Here is a 24,573-nt window from a genome sequence, read left to right on the forward strand (position 1 = left end):
AAATAAAATCGCGTTGCTTGCGTCAGTTGGCGGCAGGGTAGCCCAAACTCCCCGCTGGCTGCGCTGTTAGGTTGCTTTTCGTTCTTTTTCGGCTTTTATTTTTTGCCCACCACTCTACTATGTCTGTAGTTCAAATCAAGAAAAACCGCGCCATTGGCCCCGGCCAGCCGTGCTACATCATTGCCGAAATCGGCATCAACCACAACGGCTCGCTCGACCTGGCCAAGCAGCTCATCGACGCGGCCGTGACGGCCGGCGCCGACGCCGTGAAGTTTCAGAAGCGCACGCCCGAGCTGTGCGTGCCCAAGGACCAGTGGGAAAAAATGCGCGACACCCCCTGGGGCCGCATGAGCTACATCGACTACAAGCGCAAAACGGAGTTTGGCCTGGCCGAATACACCGCCATCGACGACTACTGCAAGGCGAAGGGCATCGATTGGTTTGCCTCGTGCTGGGATGAGCCCTCGGTTGATTTCATGGAGCAGTTTCAGCCCGTGCTCTATAAAATGGCCAGCGCTTCGCTCACCGACAAGCCCCTGCTCGACCGCGTGCGCGCCACCGGCCGCCCCCTCATGCTGAGCACCGGCATGAGCACCCAACAGGAAATCACCGACGCCGTAGCCTACGTAGGTCTTGATAACCTGATGATTGCGCACTCGACCTCGGCCTATCCCTGCCCGCCGCAGGAGCTGAACCTGCGCATGATTCAGACCTTGCAGGCGCAGTTTCCCGGCACGCCCATCGGCTACTCGGGCCACGAAACCGGCCTGAGCACCACCGTTACGGCCGTGGCCCTGGGCGCTACGTTCGTCGAGCGGCACTTCACCCTCGACCGCGCCATGTGGGGCTCCGACCACGCCGCCAGCGTGGAGCCGGGTGGCCTGGCCAAGATGGTGCGCGACATCCGCGACACCGAGGCGGGCCTCGGCGACGGCGTGAAGGTGGTGTACGAGAGCGAGAAAGAGCCCCTGCGCCGCCTGCGCCGCGAGGTAACGGCCGCGTAAGGAAGCGCATTTATCAAGCGCTCTTCTTAAGCCACATTCAACAACGTCCGTTATGCTGAGCTTGCCGAAGCATCTTGCCCAAACCGCTAGGGGTACTAATTCCAACGGTGCGACCAAGATGCTTCGGCAAGCTCAGCATGACGGACGTTGTGTATTTTTAACCAACTCGAAACCCTAGCCTTTTTGCTGAAAAGCGAACATTCGGCCGCGCCAGGCAGTTAAGGGCGGAGTTATCAAGTCATCGAATACGCTATGCTAGAGTCGATAAGCCAGTTCTACCACAGCCTCAACGCCGTGGGCCGCACTACCATGATAACCACGCCCATCCTGCTGCTGGCGGTGGTGGTGCTGCTGGTGCTCGAGCGCAGGATGCCGTACCGCAAGGGCCTGCCTTTTTTCCGCGAAGGGCTGTTTGTGGATTTGTTCTGGTACACGCTGGTGCAGAGCTACTTTCTGCAAATCCTGATTTTTGGGTTCCTTATCGCGCCGCTGGCCAAGCACTTCGGGGCTCAGTTCCACATCATGGATAGCTGGCCGGTGGTGGCGCAGGTCGCGTTTTTTGTCGTTACCCACGACTTTTACATCTACTGGTTTCACCGCTTTCAGCACAGCAGCGCCTTCTTTTGGCGCACCCACGAGGCGCACCACTCGGGCAAGCAGGTGGACTGGCTGGCCGGCTCGCGCTCGCACATCGTCGAGATTATTATCAACCAAACCATCGAGTTTGCGCCTATCGTGCTGCTAGGGGCCAACCCCGTAGTGGTGCCCATCAAGGCGCTGATTGATGCCGTGTGGGGCATGTACATTCACGCCAACATCGACGTGAAATCGGGTAAGCTGCAATATTTTATCAATGGCCCCGAAATGCACCTCTGGCACCACGCCGACCACGAGGAGGTGTACTACGCTAACTTCTCGACCAAATTTGCGGTCTGGGACTGGCTCTTTGGTACCGCCTTTTTACCCGAAAACCGCAAGCCGCAGCGCTGGGGCCTGCCCTACGCTTTCCCGAAAGACTATTTTGCGCAGCACGCCTTCTCGGTGGTGCGCTTCGATGAGAAGGCCCTGGCCGAGCGCTCGGCGGCCTTCCGCACCTACCACGGCGTGCGCTGGCGGGTGCTGGGCTGGCTAGGCCAGCGCGTGCCCGCTGCCAAAGTTTTGCAAGGCTGGGAAGTGCCCGAAGACGTGCACGAAACCGTGCCTGCCCCCCGCCCCGGCGGCAACCCCACGGCCGAACCCGCCGTTGCCTCTGAATCTTCCCGCCCCGCCGTAACCGCCGCATCTTGACACTAAGCTTTAACCCCGCCTGGCTTTTTCTTTTCCTCGCTTCCGTGATGGAAGTATGCTGGAACTATAGCCTCAAATACACGAGCGTGGCCAAGATAAAGGCCATCGACTGGTCACACTTTTTCTCTTCGGCCACGGGCGTGCTCACGCTGCTGCCGGCCATCGGGTACGTAGGTTTTGGGGTGGCCAACGTGTTTTTCTTCTCCAAGGCGCTCAACGTCATTCCCGCTTCCACGGCCTTCGCCATCTGGATGGGCATTGCCCTGGTCGGCATCAAAATCGTGGATACGCTGGTGCTGAAAGAGGCTTTTCAGTGGGTGCACGTCTTTTACATCGGCTGCATCCTGGTCGGCATCATCGGCCTGAAGCGCACGGCGTAGAACAGGTTGGCTAAAACAAAAAATAACGCCAGGCTTCGCGAAGCCTGGCGTTATTTTTTGGTACGCTCCTGAGCGGTTACGCCGCCGCCTGCTTGGCAAACTGTACGTTGATAAGCAGCCTCACATCGTCGCCGAGCACGATGGCGCCGGCCTCGGTGATGCCGCCCCAGCTCAGGCCATAGTCTTTGCGGTTGATTTTGCCCGTTACCTCAAAGCCGGCCTTGGTGTTGCCGTAGAAGTCTACGGCCGTGCCACCGTACTCTACCTCGAGGGTTACGGGCTTGGTCACGTCCCTGATGGTGAGGTCGCCGGTGAGCTTATAATCGCTGCCACCCGCCTTCGTGAAGGAGGTGGACTGGAATTTAATTTGCGGGTATTGCGCGGCGTTGAAGAAGTCTTCGGCCTTAAGGTGCGCATCGCGCTGCTCCTGGTTGGTATCGATGCTGTCTACCTCAAGTGAAAATTCCACCTGGCCGTTGTCGAAGTCATCGCCTTCGGTTTGGGCAGTGCCCGCAAACTTTTTGAACGAGCCGGTTACGGTTGAGATAACCAAGTGCTTGATTTTAAACTGCACTTCGGAATGCATCGGGTCGAGAACCCATTTGGTAGTGGCCATGCTTGGAAAGAAAAAGGGTGAAACGTGCGGCAAATATAGCGGCAATTTTCTTAAATCATGTACCAACATCATTCGAATTAACTCGCAGCTGAGGCAGTAACTTGCCTCATGCGAAAACTGCTTGCCGCGCTAGGGCTGGCGCTGCTCTCCGGCGGCCCGGCCGGGGCCCAAAGCCTACCCATTCTCAGCCAAAACCCGCCCGACCTGCGCTGGCAGGAAATCCGCAGCCCGCACTTCCGGGTGCTGTATCCAAAAGGGCTCGACACGGCGGCCCGGCGCACCGCTGGCCGCCTGGAGGCCGTGCACGGCCCCGACGGCGCCACGCTAGGGGTGCAGGCCCGGCCCATTGCGGTGGTGATGCAAAACCAAACCACCGTGAGCAACGGCTTCGTAACGTTTTTGCCGCGCCACGCCGAGTTTTTTACCACCCCCGACCAGGGCCAGGGGCTGGGCACCGTGGACTGGCTCGATGGGCTGGTGGTGCACGAGTTTCGGCACGTTAACCAGTTCGATAAGGCGCGGCAGGGATTTGGGCGGGTGGTGGTGCCACTCCTGGGCGACGGCGGGCTAGGGGTGGCGGCGGTGGGCGTGCCGCAGTGGTTTTTTGAGGGCGACGCGGTGGGCACCGAAACGGCCCTCACGCGCAGCGGGCGCGGGCGCATTCCGTACTTCGGCGTGGGCCTGCGGGCCAATTTGCTCGAAGGGCGTCGCTATACTTACCAAAAGGCGGTGAACGGCTCGCTACGCGACAACGTACCCAACTGGTACGTGCTGGGCTATTATTTAACTTCTTATGCCAAAGCGCACTACGGCCCCGACGTGTGGCGCCGGGCGCTGGATGAGTATTACCGCTTTCCGTTCTACCCCTTCTCGTTTTCCAACGGCCTGCGCCGCACCACCGGCCTGCGCGTAGAGGACCTCTATGCCCGCACCATGCGCGAGCTGGACTCGACCTGGCGGGCGCAGGCGGCCGCCCGGCCCGCCCCCACGCCGGTGCGCGAGCTGGCCGGGCAGGCGCCCCCACGGGTGTTTACGCAGTATCAATACCCGCAGTATGTGAGCGACAGCACGGTGCTGGCCCTCAAAAGCGGCCTCGGCGATATTGCGCAACTGGTGCTGCTAGGCCGGCACGGGCGCGAAGAGCGGGTGTTTACGCTGGGCCAGCAGAATATTCCGGAAATGCTGTCGGTGGGCGGGGGCAAGGTAGTGTGGCCCGAGTTTCGGCAAGACCCGCGCTGGGGCCAGCGCATCTACTCCGAGCTGAAGGTGCTGGATTTGAAGACCGGCCGGCTCACGCGCCTGGGCCGGGGGCAGCGCTACGCGGCCGCCGCGCTTTCGCCCAATGGCGAACTCATTGTGGCCGTGCGCACCGACGAGGCCTACCACCACGCGCTGGTGATACTCGACGCCGCTACCGGCGCGGTGGTGCGCACGCTGCCCAACCCGCACAACGACTTTTACCAGCAGCCGCGCTGGTCGCCGAGCAGCCAGGCCATTGTGGCGGTAGCCCTGAGCGCGGCGGGCAAGACCCTGCAGCTCATCGAGCCCACGAGCGGGCTGGAGGTCAATATATTGCCGGTAGCCAACGTGAACCTGGCCAACCCGCAGCTGTGGGGCGAGTACGTGCTGTACAATTCGCCGCAGTCGGGCGTGGATAATATCTACGCCGTCAAGTACAGCACGCACCAGACTTACCAAGTAACGAACCGGCCCTTTGGCGCCTACCACGCGGCCGTGGCCCCCGATGGCCGCCACCTGGCCCTGCACGACTACCGCGCCACCGGCGCCCGCGTGGTCGAAATGCCCCTGGACCCCAGCACCTGGCTAGCCCTGCCCCAGCCCGCGCTCGACGATGCGCCCGCGCCCTTCGTGGCGGCGCTGGCGGCCGGCGAGCCGGCCGCGGCGCGCATTGCGGCGCTGCTGGCCTCGCCCGATTCGAGCGGGCCGCGCTACGGGGTGCGGCGCTACCGGCCGCTGGCCCACGCCTTCCGGGTGTTCAGCTACGGGGTGGTGCAGAGCCCGAGCGGCAACGCCGTGAGCGTGGGCCTGCGCTCGCAGGATTTTTTGAGTACGACCCAGCTTTTCGCGGGCCTGAGCTACGACCAGACCGAGCGCACGCTGGCCGCTACCGGCGCCCTCAGCTACCAGGGCCGCTACCCGGTGCTCGACGTGGAAGCTACCTACGGCGGGCGCAACGCCACGCGCTACTTCGACCGCGCCGCGCCGCTCGACAGCCTGCGCGGCACGCAGTGGCAGTATGCCCGCCTGCTGGCCGGCGTACGCCTGCCGCTGGTGCTCACGCGCTCCAAGTACTTGCAGGCCCTCACGCTGGGGGCCTACTACCTGCACGAGCGGGTGTATAACTACTCGGCTACGCTGCGCAGCCTTTCCGAAGTGGGGCCCAACACGCCGCTGCACGCCGTGCAAACCTCGCTGGCCTACGCCAGCCAGCTCAAGCAGAGTGCCCGCGATGTGGCACCGCGCGGCGGCGCCACGCTGCTGGCTACGTATCGCACTACGCCCTTTGGCACGGCCTTGCAGGCTAGCCAGGTGGGGGTGCAGGCAGGCGTGTACCTGCCGGGGCTGGCCAGGCACCACGCGGTGCGGCTGCGCGGCGGCTTCCAGTATCAGCAGCAGCAGCAGTACAGTTTTACCGCCGCCATCTCCTTTCCCAGGGCCGAAACGAGCTACGTGAGCTTTGACCGGCTAGCCGTGGGCAGTGTCGATTACAGCCTGCCGCTGGCCTTCGTGCACTGGTCGGTGGGGCGCGTGCTGTACGTGCAGCGGCTGCGGGCTACTGCCTTCGGCGATTTTGCCCGGGGCAGCAGCCTCGTCAACCTGCGCACTACCACGGGCCAGCTAGTGGCCACACGGGTTTACCAGGATTACCAAAACTACGGGGCCGATTTCATGGCCTTGTTCAACGTTTTTCACCTGCGCACGCCCCTGGAGGCGGGGGTGCGGGTGGCTTACAGCAGCTACCAGCAGGCATGGGTGGTGCAGCCGCTGGCCTTCAACGTGCGGCTGTAGCGGCCGCCCGGGCCCGCGCTATTTCGCAGCGGCGCGCTCCTGGTCGGCTAGGGTAAAGCGCGTGAGGTAGGCCGTTTCCTCGGCCACGTCGGCGTGGGCCAGGTTCGACTCGCGGATGAGCAGCACGCTGCCGTATAGCAGCAAAAGCGCCCCTAGCACGCTGAGGGCGGCGATAATCCAGGCCCGCGAGATGTTGGTAAGCTCAAACACGCCAATGGCCAGGATGCTGCCAATAAAAATGCTGAGCGTGAGGTGCAGACTGGTCATGGCCCGTTGCAGCAGCCGCGCCCGCCGAATGGCAAACAGGAGCTGCTGCGTAAGGTGGCCGTGCTCGGCCGGGTCGGGCGTGGAGGTGGTGGCCTGCTGCTGGTTTTGGCGCAGCAGCTGGGCCACCTCGCGCTGGCGGTCGAGGCTGCGGCTGAGCCGCTGCGAAGTGGTAAGAATAAGCGAGCCGCACGCCGACACCAGGATGGCCGGCGTAAACATGGCCGACAGAATGGAAAGCGTACCCGAGAGGTTGGCCATAAAGCAGGGCTGGCGTCAGATGATAGGCTTGACTTCCAGCTCTTTCTCCTTAAGCGGCGCCTTGGCCTTGCCAATGATGTAGCGCATCCCCTTATCTTGGGTAATGTAGTTCCAGGCCCAGGCAATGAACACGGCAATGCGGTTGCGGAAGCTCACCAGGGCCAGCACGTGCACCAGGCTCCAGCCCAGCCACCCTAGCCAACCCGTGATGTGGTACTGCTTGCCAAAGAGCTGAATATCGCCCACCGCCCGGTGCCGGCCAATGGTTGCCATGGTGCCTTTGTCTTCATACACAAAGGGTTGCAGCGGCTGCTTTTGCAGCAGGCGCTGCAAGTTCTCGCCCAGCAGCCGGCCCTGCTGAATGGCGGGCTGCGCCACCTGCGGGTGGCCATCGGGGTAGCCCTGGGCCGCCATCTGGGCAATGTCGCCGATGGCAAACACATTGTCGTAGCCCGCCACCTGGTTGAATTCGTTGACCTGGTAGCGGTTCGACTTGAGCAGCGCGGCGGGGTCGAGGCCCGGCACCGGCGCGCCGGTTACGCCCGCCGCCCAAATAAGGGTGCGCGCTATCAGGTTTTCGCCGCTCTTGAGCGTTACCGTGTAGCCGTCGTAAGAAGTCACCCGGTTATCGAGCCACACCTGCACGTTCAGCTCCTCCAAGTACTTGAGGGCGTGCGCCGAAGCCTCGGCCGACATGCCCTTGAGCAGCACCGGCCCGCTCTGCACCAGGTGAATATCCATCTGCTTCAAATCCAGCTCGGGGTAGTCGCGCGGAAACACGTGGGCGCGTAGCTCGCTCAGGGCGCCGGCCATTTCCACGCCGGTGGGGCCGCCGCCCACAATCACGAAGTCGAGCATACTGTTGAGCTGCACCACGTCGCCGATTTGCAGCGCCTGCTCGAAGTTGGAGAGCAGTGTATTGCGCAGCTCAATGGCATCGGGAACGCTCTTGAGGCTGATGGAATTTTTCTCCATCTGCTTGTCGCCGAAGTAGTTGGAGGTAGTGCCGGTGGCCAGCACCAGGTAGTCGTAGCGCACCTGGCCTATCGAGGTTTCGACTACCTTGGCAATTGGGTCAACGCACAGCACCTCGGCCATGCGGAAGAAGAAATTTTCCTGCTCGTTCAGAATCTTACGAAACGGCGACACGATGCTGTCGGCGTTGAGCCCCGCCGTGGCTACCTGGTACAGTAAAGGCCAGAACCCGTGGTAGTTCTGCTTGTCGATGAGCACTACCTGCACCGGCGCATCGGCCAGCGACTTGGCTAGCTGGAGGCCGCCAAAGCCGCCGCCCACAATCACAACGCGAGGCTTGCCGAGGTCGGCGATTTTCGTAAGTCCTTCCATAGGGATAAAGTGGGGAAGCGCGAAGCTAACGCTGCCAGGCCCAGGGCCTAATACGGCCTGGCTGGGTATTGGTAGGCCCAAGAACGCAAAAAGGTCAGCAACGTCGGTTGCTGACCTTCGGGACAGTGGCGGTTATCTCCTTATTTGCTGTTGGTATCGAGGCTCTTAAGGTAAGCTACCAGCTCGGTGCGCTGGGTCGGAGTGACCACGTAGAAGGGGTGCGGCGAGGTTTTACCGCGCTTGGGGTCTAGCAGTTCATCAAGACTGTGCACCGAGTCGTCGTGCAGAAACACCGGCTTGCGGGCCAGGTCGAGCAGCAGCGGCAAGGCATTGCCCCGAATGCCGCCGCCCGGGCTGGCGTCCACCACAATCATCTTATCGTCAAACGTGCCGGGCGCATTCTGAATGGGCGTGAGCGGGGCCTTGCGCTGGGCAATAACCTTGGGCGCGTAGGCCGGCCAGATAACGTTCATGGGCACGAGCTTGCTTTGCACAGCCACGCCTTGGTTGGTATTGTGGCAGGCCGTGCATTTTTCTGACACGAACAGCGCGCGGCCTTTAGCCACCAGGGCGGGGCTAGCCGCCCGGCCCTGGGGCGCAGGCAGGCTGTTCACATAGGCTTGCAGGTCGCGGAGCTTCTGCTCGTCTACGCGCTTGCCGGTGGGCGTGGGCGGGTCGCCGGGCTTGCCCTGCATGTGGGCCGTCACGTAGGGGTAGCCCGTGACGCCGGTGGTGGCCAGCACGCGCTGGTAGCCCGCCAGCATCGAGTCGCCGGCCGTGGCGCCCAGGGTATGAATAAACTGCTTGCCCCCCGGCGAAAGCAGGTTGGTCTGGTCAAACAGCGCGGTATAAACGGTATTATTAAAATCGTTCAGGTCACTGTTCTGGCCCGATGAGCCGTAGGGCGCTGCCAGGTCCTGGCGGAAAAAAGGCGCGATATGAATCGGGTTGCCATTGCCATCGGGCGAGTCGTCAAACGTACCGATGGGATAGTATTTCGGATTGCTGAAATAAGCGTCAAACTCGGCCTCCGTCGATTTGGCCGTCAGGCCCTTGGGTGCGCGGCCAATGGTGCTGCCATCGGGGTTTTGCAGCTGCGCTGTGGTGAATAGCGCCCGGGTGTTGGCGCCCGTAGCCAGCAGCTTACCCACATTGAGGCCGTGCGGCGTGGGCCCGTCGATGCGCTTGCCAATGGTGCCTTTGCCCGTCACTTCATACATCGACTTGTCGGTAATGGCATGGCACAAGGCGCACGTCACGCCCACCTTGCCACCCTTGGGCACCATGCCAATAACGGCATTGGCCTTCACCAGCGCGTCGAGCGTGGCGGGGTCGTTCAGCTTGGGCGCCTTAGCGGGCGAGAGGTCGGTTTTAACCTCGCTGGCCAGCGCGGCTTTCAAGTCGGCCGGAATCGCATCTACGTCAAAGCTCACGCCGGCTTGCAGGGCTTGCAGCACCGTTAGCTTGGCGGCTTTCATGCCTTGAGGCATCCGCACGGCATCGGTCCAGAAGCCCTCGTCGCCAAAAGTTTCGTAGCGATATACATCACGCCCGGCCTCCACGCTGCCCGTCCGAAGCGAGGCATTGGTGGCCGTAGCACCCGTTGTAGTAGTGTCACCCACGGCCTCGTGAGCGGTGGTGGGGGTGCTGGTTTGGCTGGTCGAGTTGCCTTGGCAGGCCACCACAACCACAGCCAAGCCCGACACCAACAGGGCCGGAATGCGTAAGTGCTGTAAATTTTTCATTGAGCAAAGGCAAAGAAGCGGGTGCTTAAGTAAGCGTTGGTTCAACCATACGCCCAGCAGATAATCCGGGTTATCAAACGCTTAGGTGAAATGTTTCGAGCATTGCGCTTGTGCCAGGGGCAAGAAACAAACAGTCTCTTGGTGGTCAACTCACTAAGTGCGGTTGCCGCAGTGGTTAGAAAATGATATAACCTTCTGCCTCTAAAACAGGTAATCAAATTTTTAGCTGTTCACAAACCTATCCTTTTCCCATGAAAAAAATCCTTTTAGGCCTCGCGCTAGCCCTCGGGGGCGGCCTGAGTGCCTGCTCCTCCGCCGTGAACGTGGAGCAGCAGTCCAATGTAAACTTTGCTAATTACCGCACCTTCGACTTTGCCGATACGGAGGTAAAAGCCCCCGGCGACCCAAACCCGCTGCTACGCAGCCCTATTGCCCAAGACCGCATCAAGCAGGCCATTGCCAGCGAAATGGCTAAGCGCGGCCTGCGCGAGGTAGACAATAACCCCGACCTGCTCATCACCACCCACACCTACGTGGAGCGGGCCGAGCGCACGGTGTACGACACCTATCCCGGCCCTAACTACGCCTACCCCTACGCCGTGGGCTACCGGGGGGCTTTCCTGCCCATCAACTACGGCTACTGGTACACGCCGGCCTACTACAGCCGGCCGCGCACCGAGCAATACCGCGAGGGCACGCTCATCATTGACTTCATCGACCGCCGCACTAATAACCTGGTGTGGCGCGGCTCCCTGGCCGACCCGGTTGATGACCCCGCCCGCCTGGGCAGCGAATTCAGCAAGTCGGCCAAGGACATTCTCGATAAATTCCCGGTTGATAAAGAGAAAAAATCGTAGGGCCGCTTAGGTACTAGTAAAATTCAGCGCGCTGCCGGCCCCGGGCCGGCGGCGCGCTTGTGGTTTAGGGCTAGCCCCTAGTAGTGCTGCTCGATGGCGACGGTAACTGCGCCCGCCGCAAAGCCGGCGTGGAAGAAAAAGCCGCCGGGGCAGGCTTGCTCACCAAAGCCGCGGCTAGCCCCGGCCCGCTGTTCCACATGCTCAACCGGGTGGCGGTGCAGGCGCCGCAAGCCTGGTGGCTGGGCGACCGCGCCGCCAGCATGGCTGCCTGTCCGGGCATTTGGCCCGCGCATTTCAGAGGCGTAGCCCGCGGCCCCGGCCAGCTGCCCAAGCCCAATGCTACCCTGTGGCAAGTGCTGAAGCACGGCTGCTACTTCGCGGCCAGCAAGCGCAAAGCCCAGGGGGCCAGCGCTGTTGGCCCGCACCTCGACCCGGCGCGCAACACCTCGGCTAGCTTCCGCTGCTGCTGCGAAGGGCTGGCCGCGCGGCAATAGCTATGCGCCCTCTTTCTCATAAAAGAACTCGGCCGCGCCGGCTGCCCCTAGCCGCTGCTGCGCCTCGCGGGCGCGCAGCTCGATGCGCCGGATTTTGCCGCTGATAGTCTTGGGCAGCTCTTCGACAAATTCCAGGATGCGCGGCATCTTATACGGCGCCAAGTGGGCGCGGCCGTAGGCAAACAGCTCCCGGGCCAGCGCGGGGCTAGCCACGGTACCGGGCGAGAGGATAACGAACGCCTTGATTTCGTGGCCTTTGATGGGGTGAGGCGAACCCACCACGGCGGCCTCCACCACGGCTGAATGCTCGACGAGCACGCTCTCGACCTCGAAAGGGCCCACGCGGTAGTCGCTCGATTTTATCACGTCGTCGTCGCGGCCCACAAACCAGAGGTAGCCATCGGCATCGCGGTAAGCCTTGTCGCCGGTGTAGTACAGGCCGTGGCGAAACACGCTGGCTGCCCGCCCGGGCTCGCCGAAGTAGCCGGTAAACAAGCCGTTGGGCCGCCCGGTGCCGGTGCGCACCGCAATGTGGCCCTCGGCCAGGTCGGGCAGCTCGCGGCCCTCGTCGTCGGCAATTACCACCTCGTACATAAACGATGGCCGGCCCATGCTGCCCAGGCGCACCGCATCGCCGGGCAGGTTATACACCATGCAGGTGCTTTCCGACTGCCCGTAGCCGTCGCGGATAAGCTGGCCGGTGCCGCGCTGCCAGGCCTCAATCACTTCGGGGTTAAGTGGTTCGCCGGCGCTCACGCACTCGCGAAAGCTGAAATTATACGCCCCCAGGTCTTCGAGCACCAGCAGCCGCAGCACCGTGGGCGGCGCACAAAACGTGGTAACGCGCTCCCGGGCCAGCGCCGCCAGCAGCGGCCCCGCCGCAAAGCGCCCGCTGCCTTGGTAGGCCACCAGCGTGGCGCCCACGCTGAGGGGCGCAAAAAAGCTGCTCCAGGCAAACTTGGCCCAGCCGGCCTGCGCAATGTTGCAGTGCCGGTCGGTGGGCCGCAGCCCCACCCAGGCGGCGGTGCTGAGGTGGCCTACGGGGTACGAAAAGTGCGTGTGCGTCACTACTTTGGGTAGGCCCGTAGTGCCCGAAGTGAAAAACAAAAACAGCGGGTCGTCGGCGCGGGTGGTGGCGGCTTCAGCGTGGGTGGGCAGGTCGGCTAGCCCCGCAAAGCCGACCCAGCCGGGGCGCCGCGCCGCAGGGCCGCCCACCAGCATCTTGAGCCGGACGCGCTGACCCAGGACCTGCTCGGCGGCGTCTATTTTGGCCGCGTTCTCCGGGTCGGCAATGACTACGGCGGGCAGCAGCCGGCCAAAGCGGTATTCCAAATCCTTTACGGTGAGGATACTAGCCGCCGGAACCAGCAGCTGCCCACCCTTGATGCCGGCCACGTAGGTGGCCCACAGCTCGGCACACACCGGCACCATCAGCATCACGGCCTGCTGCGGCAGCACCCCGGCGGCGCGCCAAAAGTGCAGCAGCTGGTTGGCCCGGCCGGCCAGCCCGGCGTAGGTAATAGGCTGATTTCCCGTGTCATCGGCCAGCACCAGGGCGGGCTTGTCGGGGTGGTTGGCCACGTGCAGGCCTTCCAGAATTTCGGTAGCCCAATTAAAGTATTCGGGCTTGGGCACCGGCCGGGCGGCCAGCTCGTGGTAGGTGCCGGCCTCAACAATACGCTGAAATTCTTGAAAGTAGCGTTGCATACGGTGGAGTAGCGTGGGGTGGGAGGCTGCAAGGTAACCGGCGCCGGCTAGGAACGATTTGCGGCCAGCCGTAAGTTTACAGAGCAACCAGCAGCCCTTAGCCGCCTCCTTATGAAGACTTTGCCATTGGCCGCGCTAGTTCTGAGCGGCTTTTCGTTGGGCGCTCGGCCCACGCTGCCGCCCACCAAAGCCACCGAAACCGTGACGGTAGTGGTGTCGGCCCTGGCCTCGACGCAATCGGTGGTGAAGCTTAATTTTTACAACGCCGCCGACAAGTTTTTGCAAAAAGACCAGCAGGCGTTTCGGGTGGTGGTGAAACCCGAGGGCAAAACCGAGATTTCGGTGCCCGTGGAGCTTACGCCCGGCGAGTGGGCCGTGGCCCTGACCCAGGACACCAACAACAACGACAAGCTTGACAAGAACTTTCTGGGTATCCCAACCGAGCCCTACGCGTTTTCCAACAATGTGCGCCCGCGCTTTGCCGCGCCCAAGTTTGAGGAGTGCAAGTTTATGGTGAGCGGCCCCGGCAAGGTAGTGGCCATAACCGCCTGGAACTAAGCCCCTGGCGCGCCCGGGCCGAGCGCCCGCACCGGCCGCAGGCTACCTAAAAACTGATTCGTTTTTTTCGACGGAAAAAGCCCCTGATAATGCACATCAGGGGCTTTTTTGTGAACTATACTTGGAAATAAACTCAGCCGCTTGCTGGCTAAGTTACGGTTTTTTATTTGGCTTAAAGCCATGATTTATTGTAACATTGGGGCCAATAGTGCGAGCTAGCGCTGCATGTTGGCTCGCACTGCACTCTTTTTTCTGCAATTCTGACTATGATGCAACGCGCTACGCTCATGCGCTTTAGGCGAGTATTCGTGCTGCTAGGGCTGGCAAGCCTGCCGAGCGCCGCCGCCTGGGCACAATGCACCACGTGCAGCACCACCCTCGACGCTAAAACAAACAACTATACGGCCAAGCGCGGCGAAGTAGTGTGCATTCCGGCGGGCGTCACCTTTACGGGCACCATCAACGTGCCCCAGGATGGGGTCACGATATGCAATAGCGGCACTATCACGGGCACCATCAGCGTGAACCCGGGAACGGTGGGGACGGTGATTAACAACGTGGGGGCTATCTCGACCAACAACATCCGGCTGGACGCGGCCACCGTTATCAACAACGGGAGCAGCGATGGCGGCACAACGGTGGTGGCGGGGGCTAGCTGGGGCGGCTACCTGGGCGGCACCATTACGGCGGCTCTCACCATCACGAACTACGCGGGCTGGCAGGCGCAGCTACAGCCTCTGCCCGGTGGCACTATCAACAACCGCAGCGGCGCCACCTGGAGCGGCTACCTAACCGTGGGTGCCGACCTGGCCATCACCAACGCGGGCACCTGGACCTCGCAGGTGCAGGAAGGCAGCAACAGCCCCACCATCAGCATCATACAAAACGGCGGCACCTGGAGTGGCTACGTGGGTGGCGGCAGCGGCTCGCTGCGCATCACCAACAATGCCAGCTGGACGCAGGGCTTCAACTTCCCGAGTGGGGCGAATAATGCCTTCACAACGGCCCGCGGGGCTACTACTACCCTCAATGGCTACCTGGGCATGGGCGGCACGGTGGCGCTGACCAACAGCGGCACCATGAACGTACCCAACGGCATGGCCGCGGTGGGCAGCACGTCGAGCCTGACCAACGCGGCGGGCAGCACCTTTGCCGTGACGGGCGATTTTACCAACCAGGGCACACTCAGCAACCTGGGCACGCTCACCAGTTCGAGTAATTTTACGAATAGCGGTACTATTACGGGCGGCGGGGCCGCGCAGCGCGGCAATTTCCGGTCGGCGGGCTACACCGTGAACAACGGTAATTTTGGGGCCGACGGCAGCTACCTCGATTTCTGCGACAGCACGCCGCCCACCCCCGCCAGCAACGGCTTCGACTCGCGGGGGGGCACCGTGGGAACCAACGTGACGTTTTGCGCAGCCGCACAAAGTACTACACCGCTTCCCGTTGTGCTTACGCACTTTAGCGCGCAGCAGCGCGGCGCCGTGGTACTGGTGCAGTGGGCCACCGCGTCGGAGGTCAACAGCAAGGAGTTTGTAGTGGAGCGCAGCGCCGACGGCCGCCAGTTTGAGGCCCTGCAAACCGTGGCCAGCCGCGGCACCCCAGCCGCGGCCAGCACCTACACCGCCACCGATGCGCAGCCCCTGGCCGGCCTCAGCTACTACCGCCTGCGCCAGGTAGACCAGGATGGCACCCGCCGCTATTCGCCCGTGGCAAATGTGAGCCGGGCCGTGGCCTTTGGGGCCTACCCCAACCCCACGCCCGACGCCCTGACCCTCGACCTGAACACGCTGCCCCCCGGCCCCTGCGCCGTGCGCCTGCTAAGCCTGCCTGGCCAGGTGCTGCTGAGCCAGGCGCTGGCCGGTGGCCAAACCCAATTGCTGAGCCTGGCGCCCCTGCCCGCTGGCACCTACCTGCTCGAAGTAACCTCGGCAGCCCAAAGCCGCAGCGTGCAGCGCGTGGTAAAGCGCTAGCTAGTAGCGCGAAACGGGTGCCCGCCCCGCGCCAGCCGCTCGGCCAGCTCCACGGCGTAGCGGGCGCGGGTGTCCGGGCGCTTGGCATCGGCCACCTTGCGGGCCATAGCCCGGCGCATGGCGCCAGTTTGGGCCTGGAAGGCCGTTTCGGCCTCGGGCCAGGCGGCCAGGGCCTCGGCCAGCTCATCGGGCAGGTCTACGTAGTCGGGGTTCGGGTCGGGCGTCAGGCTTACCTCCAGCTCCTGGCCAACTGCCAGCCCTAGCCGCTGGCACAGCTCCTTGCGCAGCAGCAGGTAGCGCCCGCCGCCTTCCTGCGGCAGCAGGCCCAGGCGCTCGGCGTGGCCGTTGAGCGTGGCTACTACGCGCTTGGTAGCCTTGCCGCCCACCGCCTGCCACGCGTGGGCGGGTACCTGCACAACCTGCGTGGGCATGAAGCTAGGGCCGCCGGCCTCTAATACAGCGCGAAATGTATTTGTCATACTATCAAAGAGTTGTCTAAAAAATAGCGCTGGCGGCGAAGCGCAGGGCTAGCCCGCCCGCACCTGCCCGGTGCCGCGCACCAGCCACTTATAGCTCGTCAGTTCCTCCAGGCCCATCGGGCCGCGGGCGTGCAGCTTCTGGGTGCTGATGCCGATTTCGGCCCCTAGCCCGAACTGCGCGCCGTCGGTGAAGGCCGTGGAAGCGTTGGCGTACACGGCCGCCGCATCCACCACCTGCAAGAAGGTGTCGATATGCCCGGCATCTTCCGAAATAATGGCCTCGCTGTGGCGCGAGCCGTGCGCGGCAATGTGGTCGAGGGCCGCGTCTAGGTCGGCCACGGTTTTGATGGCCAGCTTATAATCCAAAAACTCAGTGCCGAAATGCGCCTCGCTCGCTTCGGCCAGCAGTGCGGCCGGGTAGTGGCCAGCCAGCGCCGCGTAGGCCGGCGCATCGGCAAAAAGCTGCACCTGCGCCTGGGCCAGCGGGGCGGCCAGGGCCGGCAGGTCGGCCAGGCGGTTTTGGTTGATTAACAAGCAGTCAAGTGAATTGCACACGCTCACGCGGCGCGTTTTGGCATTGGCGATGATGGCCGCGCCTTTGGCTAAGTCGCCGGTTTCATCAAAATACGTGTGCACCACGCCGGCCCCGGTTTCGATGACGGGCACGCGCGCGTTCTGGCGCACGTAGTCAATCAGCCCCTGGCTGCCCCGCGGAATAACCACATCTACCAGCCCCACCGCCAGCAGCAGGGCCTCGGTGGCGGCGCGCTCGGGCGGCAACAGCGTGGCGGCGCCCAGCGGCAGGCCGTGGCGCAGCAGCACCGGCCCGGCCACCTCAATAAGCGCCGCGTTGGAAGCCGCCGCATCGGAGCCGCCCTTCAGCAGGCAGGCGTTGCCGGTTTTCAGGCACAGGGCCAGGCTGTCGAAGGTCACGTTGGGCCGCGCCTCGTAGATGATGCCCACTACCCCCAGCGGCACGCGCACCTTCTTCAGCTGCAAGCCGTTGGGCAGCGTCTTTTCGCTGATAACCGACCCTAGCGGCGAAGGCAGGCCGGCCACGTTGCGCAGGTCGTGGGCCATGCCGGCCAGGCGCTCGGGCGTGAGGCGCAGGCGGTCGTGGCGCGGGTCGGTGGCGGGCAGGCGGGCCAGGTCTTTGGCGTTTTCGGCCAGTACAAAGTCGATGTGGGCGAGCAGGGCGTCGGCCAGGTCGCGTAGCGCGGCATCGATGGTAGCGGGCGGCACCGTGGCCAGGCGGCGGCTAGCCTGCCGGGCGGCGCGGAAGTAAGCAGTATACTCGGTCATGGCGCGTAGGGTAAGCGTTGGCTTGCCTCTTTACTGGCGGGAAAGGCAAGCTAACGCCTACCCTACATTTTCGGTCAGAAACAGGTAGTCGTAGTGCACCAGCGGGCGCTGGCCGTGCTGGCCCAGGCGCTCGCGGGCCTTGTCGGCGCCGTACTCGGCCAGGCCCAGGCCCAGCGCGTGGCCGGCCTCATCAACGAGCCGGATGAGGTCGCCTTTCTGGAAATCGCCTTCGATGCGCGTAATGCCCACCGGCAGCAGGCTGGTGGCCTTGGCGGGGGCTAGCAGGGCGGCGCGGGCGCCGGCGTTTACGTGCACGGTGGCCTGCGCGGCCTGCGCGTGGGCTAGCCACTTCTTGGTGCCCGACGCGCGTTTGCTGGGCTGAAACCAGGTATTGATAGCGCTATCAGCCAGGATATTGGGTAGAATATCGGCCTTCTTTCCATTGGCAATGTGCACGCTGATGCCCAGCCCGGCCACCTTGTGCGCGATAGAGCACTTGGTGAGCATGCCGCCGCGCCCGAACTGCGAGCGCGTGGCCGTGATGAACTCGGCAAAGCTGGTGTCGTGCGGCGCAATCTGGCGGATAACCTGCGCGCCCGGCTGGCTAGGGTCGCCGTCAAAAATACCGTCCACGTTGCTCAGGATGATGAGCGCATCGGCATTGAGCATACTGGCTACCAGCCCGGCCAGCTCGTCGTTGTCGGTAAACATCAGCTCGGTTACCGAAATCACATCGTTTTCGTTTACAATGGGAATGACGTTTTGCTGGAGCAATTCCTGGAAGCAGTTGCGCATGTTCAGGTAGTGCTGGCGGTCGCGGAAGTCCTCCTTGGTCACCAGCACCTGGGCGCCCAGCAGGCCGTGCGGGGCCAGCAGCGCGGCGTAGAGGCTCAGCAGCTTTACCTGGCCCACGGCGGCCAGCAGCTGGCGGCTGCGCACGGCATCGGCCTTGGGCGGCAGCGTGATGAGGCTGCGCCCCGCTGCCACTGCGCCCGACGATACGAGGATGATTTCCAAGCCCTGGTTTTTGAGGCCCACTATCTGGGCCACCAGTTGGGCCATGCGGTCCTCGTCGGGCAGGCCATTGGGCTGGGCGAGCACGTTGGAACCGATTTTGACAACGAGGCGGCGGTAGGGCAGGGGCATGGCAGCGGCAGAGAAGAGGGCCAAAACTACCGCCGCCCGGCTACTTAGCGCGTGTTAAGCTTTGCCCAACCCAAATGCCCGTCATGCAGAGCGCAGCGAAGCATCTCGCTCTCGCCGCTAGGATTGCTAACCTAACGATGCGAGCGAGATGCTTCGCTGCGCTCTGCATGACGGGCGTGTTAATATCAGTAGACCTTCTGGGGATAGCGCTGTTATTAGGGCTCCCTTATCGGGGCCGCCTGGCCCTGCTTATTCCCTATGAAAGCCTATAAACTGCACGACCCCAAGAGCCTCGCCAACTTCAAGCTGGGCGACTACGACGAGCCCACCGCCCGCGACTACGAGGTGAAAATTCAAATTAAAGCCGTGTCGCTCAACTACCGCGACTGGGCCCTGGCCAACGGCTGGTTTGGCTACCCCGGCGAAAAGCTGCCCATGATTCCGTTCAGCGACGCGGCCGGCGTGGTTACGGCGGTGGGCGCGGGCGTCACCCGGTTTCAGCCCGGCGACCGCGTGGCTGTCAATTTCTTCCCCGACTGGGCCGACGGCGCCTTCACGGCCGCCAAGGTGCACCGCTCGCTGGGCGGCAGCACCGACGGCGTGCTGGCCGAGTACGTGGCCTTTCCCGAAAGCGCGGTAGTGAAGGTGCCCGACTCGTTCTCGTTTGAGGAAGCAGCGGCCTTTCCCTGCGCGGGCGTCACGGCCTGGCACTCGCTGGTAGCGCAGGCCCAGCTGCGGCCCGGCGATACGGTGCTGCTGCAAGGCACGGGCGGCGTGTCCGTCTTTGGTCTCCAAATCGCCAAGCTGTTTGGTGCCCAGGTTATTATCACCTCCAGCTCGGATGAGAAGCTGGCCCAGGCGAAAGCCCTGGGTGCCGACCACGGCATCAACTACAAAACCACGCCCAATTGGGAGGATGAAGTGCGTGAGCTGACCCAGGGCGAAGGCGCCACCTACGTGCTCGAAGTGGCCGGCCAGATGGCCCGCTCGCTGCGCGCCCTTAAGCCGGGCGGCACGGTGTTTCAAATCGGGCAGGTGTCGCCCAGCGACGAGGCGCCCAACCTGCGCATGGTGCCGCTGCTCACGCAGCGCCTGCAAGGCATTTACGTAGGCAGCACCCAGATGCTGAGCGACTTGCTCAAGGCATTCGATACCAATCAGCTAAAGCCCGTTATCAGCGAAGTTTTTGACTTCGATAAAGTGCCCGACGCCCTGGCCCACATGGGCAGCGGCGCGCACTTCGGCAAGATTGTGGTGCGCGTGGGCTAGCCCATATTTAGCGAAAAAGGCCGGCTGTTCGTGGTAGAGCGGCCGGCCTTTTTCGGTTTGATAATCCCGCCTTCCGTATAGCCCCACCCCCGGCCCCTCCCCTGCGGGTGAGGGGAGCCAGTCGTCTGCTGACGTTGGCTTGCGTCAGGCTCCCCTCCCCCGCAGGGGAGGGGCCGGGGGTGGGGCCGCACGCTAGCCCGGCAACTGCAAGCCCGCCAGCTGCTTATTAATAAAATCAAGCTCCTCGAAGCTCAGCTGCACGTCTATCGCCTTGGCGTTTTGCACGGCCTGTTCGGGGTTGCGGGCGCCCACCAGCGCCACCGTAATGCCGGGTTGCGCCAGCGTCCAGCGCAGCACCAGCTGGCCGAGGGTGGCGTTTTTGGTTTCGGCCAGAGGGCGGATTTTATTGAGAAACTCGTTGACCTTCGTCACCGCCTCGGGCTTGAACAGCTTGTTAGTGCTGCGCAGGTCGCTGGCGTCGAAATGCTGGCCGGGCTTCATTTTGCCGGTGAGCAGGCCTAGCTGCAAGGGGCTGTATACCAGAATTCCCTGGTGGTGCTGCTGGGCGTAAGGCACCACGTCTTTTTCAATGTCGCGGCGCAACATGCTGTACGGCACCTGGTTGCTGGCTAGCTTGATGGTCTTCTCCGCTTCTTCCAACTGCGCCACCGAGTAGTTGCTGACGCCCGCGGCGCGCACCTTGCCCTGCTCGATGAGGCGCTGCACAGCCTCCATCGTTTCACTTATCGGCGTCGTCACATCGGGCCAGTGCTGCTGGTAGAGGTCGATGTAGTCGGTGCCCAGGCGCTTGAGGCTGTCCTCGCACTCCTTGATGATGCTATCGCGGCTAGCATACTTGTACACGTCCACGTCCTGGCCGTCGTTGTTTTTGGTCTTCATGGCGAAGTCGCCCTTGGCCTCGTCCCAGCGCATACCAAACTTGGTGAGCACCTGCACCTTGTCGCGCGGCAGGCTCTTAATGGCCTCGCCCACAATCTGTTCGCTCAGGCCCATGCCGTAAATGGGCGCCGTGTCGATGCTGGTCACCCCCAGGTCGTAGGCGGCGTGAATGGCGCCCACGGCGTCGTTTTGCTCGGTGCCGCCCCACATCCAGCCGCCGACCGCCCAGCTGCCAAAAGTGATGCGCGACACGCGGACGTCGGACGAGCCTAATTTCTGATATTCCATAAGTTAAGAAAGACAAAGACAAAAAAATACGTCTTCCTTAACCCCGCCGCCCGGCCGAAGGTTACGCCCCGGCTAGCCCCGGCGGGCCGAACGCGGGCGGCTGGCCGGGTGTTGAGCAGGCAGGAAACCAAACATTTTGCCGCCCGCGCGGCTTCGTGCCTTTCCAGTCATCCCCTAGCCTTGTCTTCCTATGAAAGTTGAAATCTGGTCCGATGTGGTGTGCCCCTTTTGCTATGTCGGCAAGCGCAAGTTTGAGAACGCCCTGGGCCAGTTTGCCCACCGCGACGATGTGCAAATCGAGTGGAAAAGCTTTCAGCTCACCCCCGATTTTGTGCCCGTGCCCGGCGAGAGCATCCACGCCTCGCTAGCCAAGAAAAAAGGCGTATCCGAATCTGAAGGCCGCCGCATGGGCGACCAGATGACGCAGATAGCCAAGGAAGTAGGCCTAGCTTACGACTTCGACAAGACTATTCCGGCCAATACCTTTTTAGCGCACCAGCTCATCCACTTTGCGGCCCACCAGGGCCAGCAGGGCGCCATGAAGGAGCGCCTGTTTGCCGCCTACTACCTCGAAGGCCAGGACCTGAACTCGCTCGACACCCTGGCTAGCCTCGCTGCCGAAATCGGCCTCGATGCCGCCGCGGCCCGCCAGGCCCTGGCGGCCGGCACCTACGCCAACGAAGTGCGCCGCGACGAGTACGAGGCCCAGCAAATTGGCGTGCGCGGCGTGCCCTTCTTCGTCTTCGACGATAAATATGCCGTGTCGGGCGCCCAGCCCAGCGAAGTATTTGCCGAGGTGCTTGACAAAGTGTGGGCCGAGGCGCACCCCAAAGCCCAGCCTACTATGCTGGCCAACGGCCCCGCCTGCGGCCCCGAGGGCTGCGACTAAAAGTAGATGAGCGTGAAGACGATATAAAAAGCCCCGGTGCCCACGCGCCGGGGCTTTTTAGCGCAATGGGGGCTAGCTGAGCCATTGCTTCATACTTTCGCTATCCGGCCCGGCGTAGGTTTAGAAGTGCGCGGGGCCAGCGCTGCTTTAGCTGATTACTATGATTGATAAAAATTCAACCAACGCACCCATAATCAAGCGGTTGGGCGCGTGGCTGGTGCCGGTGGCGGGGGCGCTGTCGCTGATGGCCTTTCGCCTGCCCACCGACGAAAATCCCATCCGCATTATTGCCGAGAAGCTGAGCGCCTACTACGCCGCCACGCTGCCCGAAAAAGCCTACCTGCACCTCGACCGCCCCGCCTACGGCACCGGCGAAACCATCTGGCTCAGCGCCTACGTGGTCGATGCCCTGCGCCACCGGCCCGATACGCTGAGCAAGGTGCTGCACGTGGACCTGCTCTCGCCGCAACGCCAGGTGGTAGCGCGCCGCACGCTGCGCCTGGTGGGCGGCCGCGCCGCCGGCGATATTGAGCTGGGCGACAGCCTGGTGGCCGGCACCTACCTGCTGCGCGCCTACACCACCTGGATGCTCAATGCCGGCCCCGACTACGTGTTTCAGCGCCAGCTGCAAGTGTGGCCCGCCTCACCCGACCAAGCGGCCTCGGAGCCGCTGGCCCCCATCAGTACGAAAACGGCCGCCGGGCCAGGTACCCTGCCCGCCGGCAAGGTCGATGTGCAGTTCTTCCCCGAAGGCGGCACCCTGGTGGCGGGGCTGCCCGCCACCGTGGGTATTAAGGCGCAGGCGGCCACCGGGCGCGGGGCGGCCATCAGCGGCCAGGTGCTCGATGAGCAGGGCAAGGCCGTGGGCCCGGCCTTTGCGGCGCCGCACGCGGGCATGGGCCGGGTCAGCTTTACGCCCGCCGCCGGCCAGCGCTACCACGCCCGCGTGAAGCTGCCCGATGGCACCAGCGCCGACTACCCGCTGCCCGCCGTGCAGCCCACCGGCTACAGCCTGCACGTGGCCGACGCCGGCGATAGCTACACCGTGGAGGCCCGCTACAAGGGTGTGCCCGGCGCGCCGGTGCCCGGCCCCGTAATGCTGCTCACCGAGGTGCGGGGCTACCTCGTGGGCCTGGTGCCGCGCCCCATCACCGATGATGGCGCGCCCGTGACCTGGAAAGTTACCAAAGCCCGCTACCCCAGTGGCATCCTGCACCTTACGCTGTTTGATGCCCAGAGCAGCGTGCAGGCCGAGCGCCTGGCCTTCGTGCTGAACGGGCCGCCCGCCCTGAAGGTGGTGCTCACGCCCGACCGCGCCGCCTATGCCCCCCACGACCCCGTGCACGTGAAGGTGCAGGTGCAGGATGCCGCCGGCCAGCCCGTGGCCACCCACCTCTCGGTAACCGTGGCCGAGGCCGGCGCCGCTGGCCTCGACCCCGAGGGCGGCAACGTGGCCACCAACCTGCTGCTAACTTCTGACCTGGCCGGCTACGTCGAAAACCCGACGTATTACTTCCAGAATAACACCGCCGAAACCACCCAGGCCCTCGACAACCTGCTGCTCACCCAGGGCTGGCGCCGCTACGTGTGGAAGCAGGTGCTGGGCCCCGGCCGCCCGGCCTTTCCCTACGCCGTCGAGCAGGACATCACGCTCGCGGGCCGGGTTACGGGCATGGGCCAGAATGGCATTCCGAACAGCCAGCTCACCTTCATCCAGAGCAAGCCCACGCGCAGCGTGCTCACTGCCAGCACCGATGCCGAGGGGCGCTTCCGCTTCACCGGCTTTCCGGGGCGCGATACGTCGGTGGTAACCTTGCAGGCCCGCCGCCAGACGGGCGGCTCCAACGTCATGATTCGGCCCGACCTGGGGCCGCCCACCTTTGGGGCGCCCCTGCCGCCGCTGCCGCCCCTGGCTGCCGCCTCGCCCGCCGTGGCCGACTACCTGCGCCGCAGCCGCCAGCAGCAGGTGCAGGAGCGCCAGAACCGCCCCCAGGGCGACATTCGCAACGTGCAGCTCGGCAACGTGGCCGTGACGGGCAAGAAGGAGCTGGTGGCCCGCGATGACCCCCGCCGCCTCTACGGCGCGGTGGCCAATACCGTCGTAGACTTTGCCAACAACCTCTCGGCGCAGTCGGGCCTCAGCATCTTTCAGGTGCTGCAAGGGCGCGTGGCCGGCCTCACCATCACCGGCAGCCCCCCCGATATGAGCGTGCAGATTCGGGGCGCGGGCACGCCTATCTTCATCCTCGACGGCATGAAGGTTGATGACCAGGCCATCAGCTCCATCCCGGCCAATCAGGTCGAGAGCGTAGAGGTATTTAAAGGGCCCGAGGCGGCCATGTTCGGCAACGGGGCCAACGGCGGCGTAATTGCCGTGTACACCAAGCGCGGCGACAAAAACTACCGGGGCGCCGACAAAGGCCCTAGCCCCGGCATTTTGGTGATAAAGGTGCCCGGCTTTTACCAGGCCAAGGAGTTTTACCAGCCGCGCTACGGCGCGCCCGTGCTCAATGCGCCCGCCTCCGACGCCCGCCGCCTCACCCTCTACTGGGACCCCGAGTTCAGCACCGACATTAAGGGCCAGGGCGAGTTCCTGTTCTACACCGCCGACGGCGGCGGCAATTTCCAGATTGCCACCGAGGGCGTGAGCCTAGCCGGCGACCCTAGCCAGGGCAAAGCCACCATCTACGTGGCTCCCAAAACGAAGTAAGCTGCTGCCACGGCTTCGCAAAAAAAGCCCGCCGCCGGGTGCAACATCCGGCGGCGGGCTTTTT

General features: G+C 63.6%; 20 protein-coding genes. 11 read left to right on the plus strand and 9 right to left on the minus strand.

What is annotated here, in order from left to right; genetic code table 11:
- Window positions 1–119 precede the first annotated feature (119 nt).
- From Q5H89_RS11785 to Q5H89_RS11795, 3 genes are all read left to right on the plus strand, one after another.
- Window positions 120–1,004, plus strand: coding sequence for an N-acetylneuraminate synthase family protein (locus Q5H89_RS11785; RefSeq protein ID WP_305019516.1), 885 nt, complete (start codon window positions 120–122; stop codon window positions 1,002–1,004).
- A gap of 252 nt (window positions 1,005–1,256) precedes the next feature.
- Window positions 1,257–2,291 (plus strand): sterol desaturase family protein, encoded by a 1,035-nt coding sequence (locus Q5H89_RS11790; RefSeq protein WP_305019517.1) that lies wholly within the window; start codon window positions 1,257–1,259, stop codon window positions 2,289–2,291.
- On the plus strand, window positions 2,288–2,671 hold the full coding sequence (locus Q5H89_RS11795; protein ID WP_305019518.1) for a DMT family transporter: 384 nt from the start codon (window positions 2,288–2,290) through the stop codon (window positions 2,669–2,671). The genes Q5H89_RS11790 and Q5H89_RS11795 overlap by 4 nt, the downstream gene beginning before the upstream one ends.
- 76 nt (window positions 2,672–2,747) lie before the next feature.
- Here Q5H89_RS11795 and Q5H89_RS11800 read toward each other — a convergent pair whose 3' ends face one another.
- On the minus strand, window positions 2,748–3,287 hold the full coding sequence (locus tag Q5H89_RS11800) for a YceI family protein (RefSeq protein ID WP_305019519.1): 540 nt from the start codon (window positions 3,285–3,287) through the stop codon (window positions 2,748–2,750).
- A gap of 108 nt (window positions 3,288–3,395) precedes the next feature.
- Here Q5H89_RS11800 and Q5H89_RS11805 point away from each other — a divergent pair, with 108 nt between their 5' ends.
- Window positions 3,396–6,317, plus strand: a complete 2,922-nt coding sequence (locus Q5H89_RS11805) for a hypothetical protein (RefSeq protein WP_305019520.1) — start codon at window positions 3,396–3,398, stop codon at window positions 6,315–6,317.
- Window positions 6,318–6,335: 18 nt separating this feature from the next.
- Here the strand turns inward: Q5H89_RS11805 and Q5H89_RS11810 are convergent, their stop codons facing one another.
- From Q5H89_RS11810 to Q5H89_RS11820, 3 genes are all read right to left on the minus strand, one after another.
- On the minus strand, window positions 6,336–6,842 hold the full coding sequence (locus Q5H89_RS11810; protein WP_305019521.1) for a DUF2721 domain-containing protein: 507 nt from the start codon (window positions 6,840–6,842) through the stop codon (window positions 6,336–6,338).
- Window positions 6,843–6,857: 15 nt separating this feature from the next.
- Window positions 6,858–8,189 (minus strand): NAD(P)/FAD-dependent oxidoreductase, encoded by a 1,332-nt coding sequence (locus tag Q5H89_RS11815; protein WP_305019522.1) that lies wholly within the window; start codon window positions 8,187–8,189, stop codon window positions 6,858–6,860.
- Between the two features lie 140 nt (window positions 8,190–8,329).
- Window positions 8,330–9,934, minus strand: coding sequence for a hypothetical protein (locus Q5H89_RS11820; protein ID WP_305019523.1), 1,605 nt, complete (start codon window positions 9,932–9,934; stop codon window positions 8,330–8,332).
- 251 nt (window positions 9,935–10,185) lie between these two features.
- On the opposite strand from Q5H89_RS11820, the gene Q5H89_RS11825 reads away from it, so the two are divergent.
- Entirely contained in the window at window positions 10,186–10,791 is a 606-nt protein-coding gene (locus Q5H89_RS11825) for a DUF4136 domain-containing protein (protein ID WP_305019524.1), read from the plus strand.
- An 83-nt stretch (window positions 10,792–10,874) separates the two neighbouring features.
- On the plus strand, window positions 10,875–11,285 hold the full coding sequence (locus tag Q5H89_RS11830) for a hypothetical protein (RefSeq protein ID WP_305019525.1): 411 nt from the start codon (window positions 10,875–10,877) through the stop codon (window positions 11,283–11,285).
- Here the strand turns inward: Q5H89_RS11830 and Q5H89_RS11835 are convergent, their stop codons facing one another.
- Window positions 11,286–12,992 (minus strand): acyl-CoA synthetase, encoded by a 1,707-nt coding sequence (locus tag Q5H89_RS11835; RefSeq protein WP_305019526.1) that lies wholly within the window; start codon window positions 12,990–12,992, stop codon window positions 11,286–11,288.
- Between the two features lie 111 nt (window positions 12,993–13,103).
- Between Q5H89_RS11835 and Q5H89_RS11840 the strand changes: the two genes are divergently transcribed.
- A complete protein-coding gene (locus Q5H89_RS11840; protein WP_305019527.1) occupies window positions 13,104–13,550 on the plus strand; it encodes a DUF2141 domain-containing protein in 447 nt (148 codons plus the stop codon).
- 266 nt (window positions 13,551–13,816) lie between these two features.
- Window positions 13,817–15,526 carry a T9SS type A sorting domain-containing protein gene (locus tag Q5H89_RS11845; protein WP_305019528.1) on the plus strand — a complete coding sequence of 570 codons (1,710 nt, stop codon included), beginning with the start codon at window positions 13,817–13,819 and terminating at the stop codon, window positions 15,524–15,526.
- On the opposite strand, the gene Q5H89_RS11850 is transcribed toward Q5H89_RS11845, so the two are convergent.
- Genes Q5H89_RS11850 through proB form a run of 3 tightly spaced genes read right to left on the minus strand, consistent with a single transcriptional unit; the run spans window position 15,523 to window position 18,453 of the window.
- Window positions 15,523–16,005, minus strand: coding sequence for a YdeI/OmpD-associated family protein (locus Q5H89_RS11850; RefSeq protein WP_305019529.1), 483 nt, complete (start codon window positions 16,003–16,005; stop codon window positions 15,523–15,525). The two genes, Q5H89_RS11845 and Q5H89_RS11850, sit on opposite strands and share 4 nt — an antisense overlap.
- 48 nt (window positions 16,006–16,053) lie before the next feature.
- Window positions 16,054–17,307, minus strand: a complete 1,254-nt coding sequence (locus Q5H89_RS11855) for a glutamate-5-semialdehyde dehydrogenase (protein WP_305019530.1) — start codon at window positions 17,305–17,307, stop codon at window positions 16,054–16,056.
- 57 nt (window positions 17,308–17,364) lie between these two features.
- On the minus strand, window positions 17,365–18,453 hold the full coding sequence (gene proB, locus Q5H89_RS11860; RefSeq protein WP_305019531.1) for a glutamate 5-kinase: 1,089 nt from the start codon (window positions 18,451–18,453) through the stop codon (window positions 17,365–17,367).
- Between the two features lie 258 nt (window positions 18,454–18,711).
- Here proB and Q5H89_RS11865 point away from each other — a divergent pair, with 258 nt between their 5' ends.
- Entirely contained in the window at window positions 18,712–19,722 is a 1,011-nt protein-coding gene (locus Q5H89_RS11865; RefSeq protein ID WP_305019532.1) for a zinc-dependent alcohol dehydrogenase family protein, read from the plus strand.
- Window positions 19,723–19,914: 192 nt separating this feature from the next.
- On the opposite strand, the gene Q5H89_RS11870 is transcribed toward Q5H89_RS11865, so the two are convergent.
- On the minus strand, window positions 19,915–20,910 hold the full coding sequence (locus tag Q5H89_RS11870; RefSeq protein WP_305019533.1) for an aldo/keto reductase: 996 nt from the start codon (window positions 20,908–20,910) through the stop codon (window positions 19,915–19,917).
- Window positions 20,911–21,100: 190 nt separating this feature from the next.
- Here Q5H89_RS11870 and Q5H89_RS11875 point away from each other — a divergent pair, with 190 nt between their 5' ends.
- Window positions 21,101–21,799 carry a DsbA family oxidoreductase gene (locus tag Q5H89_RS11875; protein WP_305019534.1) on the plus strand — a complete coding sequence of 233 codons (699 nt, stop codon included), beginning with the start codon at window positions 21,101–21,103 and terminating at the stop codon, window positions 21,797–21,799.
- 160 nt (window positions 21,800–21,959) lie between these two features.
- Window positions 21,960–24,509 carry a TonB-dependent receptor plug domain-containing protein gene (locus Q5H89_RS11880; RefSeq protein WP_305019535.1) on the plus strand — a complete coding sequence of 850 codons (2,550 nt, stop codon included), beginning with the start codon at window positions 21,960–21,962 and terminating at the stop codon, window positions 24,507–24,509.
- Window positions 24,510–24,573: the final 64 nt, after the last annotated feature.

The sequence above is a fragment of the Hymenobacter cheonanensis genome (assembly GCF_030581075.1).
In the GTDB taxonomy this organism is placed as follows: domain Bacteria; phylum Bacteroidota; class Bacteroidia; order Cytophagales; family Hymenobacteraceae; genus Hymenobacter.

Excerpts from the sequence above, each read along its gene's own strand:
- Q5H89_RS11820 (WP_305019523.1), bottom strand. The coding sequence starts at position 9,934 with ATGAAAAATTTACAGCACTTACGCATTCCGGCCCTGTTGGTGTCGGGC.
- Q5H89_RS11825 (WP_305019524.1), top strand. The coding sequence starts at position 10,186 with ATGAAAAAAATCCTTTTAGGCCTCGCGCTAGCCCTCGGGGGCGGCCTG.
- Q5H89_RS11815 (WP_305019522.1), bottom strand. The coding sequence starts at position 8,189 with ATGGAAGGACTTACGAAAATCGCCGACCTCGGCAAGCCTCGCGTTGTG.
- Q5H89_RS11850 (WP_305019529.1), bottom strand. The coding sequence starts at position 16,005 with ATGACAAATACATTTCGCGCTGTATTAGAGGCCGGCGGCCCTAGCTTC.
- Q5H89_RS11785 (WP_305019516.1), top strand. The coding sequence starts at position 120 with ATGTCTGTAGTTCAAATCAAGAAAAACCGCGCCATTGGCCCCGGCCAG.
- Q5H89_RS11845 (WP_305019528.1), top strand. The coding sequence starts at position 13,817 with ATGATGCAACGCGCTACGCTCATGCGCTTTAGGCGAGTATTCGTGCTG.
- Q5H89_RS11865 (WP_305019532.1), top strand. The coding sequence starts at position 18,712 with ATGAAAGCCTATAAACTGCACGACCCCAAGAGCCTCGCCAACTTCAAG.
- Q5H89_RS11855 (WP_305019530.1), bottom strand. The coding sequence starts at position 17,307 with ATGACCGAGTATACTGCTTACTTCCGCGCCGCCCGGCAGGCTAGCCGC.
- Q5H89_RS11790 (WP_305019517.1), top strand. The coding sequence starts at position 1,257 with ATGCTAGAGTCGATAAGCCAGTTCTACCACAGCCTCAACGCCGTGGGC.
- Q5H89_RS11800 (WP_305019519.1), bottom strand. The coding sequence starts at position 3,287 with ATGGCCACTACCAAATGGGTTCTCGACCCGATGCATTCCGAAGTGCAG.
- Q5H89_RS11810 (WP_305019521.1), bottom strand. The coding sequence starts at position 6,842 with ATGGCCAACCTCTCGGGTACGCTTTCCATTCTGTCGGCCATGTTTACG.
- Q5H89_RS11805 (WP_305019520.1), top strand. The coding sequence starts at position 3,396 with ATGCGAAAACTGCTTGCCGCGCTAGGGCTGGCGCTGCTCTCCGGCGGC.
- Q5H89_RS11840 (WP_305019527.1), top strand. The coding sequence starts at position 13,104 with ATGAAGACTTTGCCATTGGCCGCGCTAGTTCTGAGCGGCTTTTCGTTG.
- Q5H89_RS11880 (WP_305019535.1), top strand. The coding sequence starts at position 21,960 with ATGATTGATAAAAATTCAACCAACGCACCCATAATCAAGCGGTTGGGC.
- proB (WP_305019531.1), bottom strand. The coding sequence starts at position 18,453 with ATGCCCCTGCCCTACCGCCGCCTCGTTGTCAAAATCGGTTCCAACGTG.
- Q5H89_RS11875 (WP_305019534.1), top strand. The coding sequence starts at position 21,101 with ATGAAAGTTGAAATCTGGTCCGATGTGGTGTGCCCCTTTTGCTATGTC.
- Q5H89_RS11835 (WP_305019526.1), bottom strand. The coding sequence starts at position 12,992 with ATGCAACGCTACTTTCAAGAATTTCAGCGTATTGTTGAGGCCGGCACC.
- Q5H89_RS11870 (WP_305019533.1), bottom strand. The coding sequence starts at position 20,910 with ATGGAATATCAGAAATTAGGCTCGTCCGACGTCCGCGTGTCGCGCATC.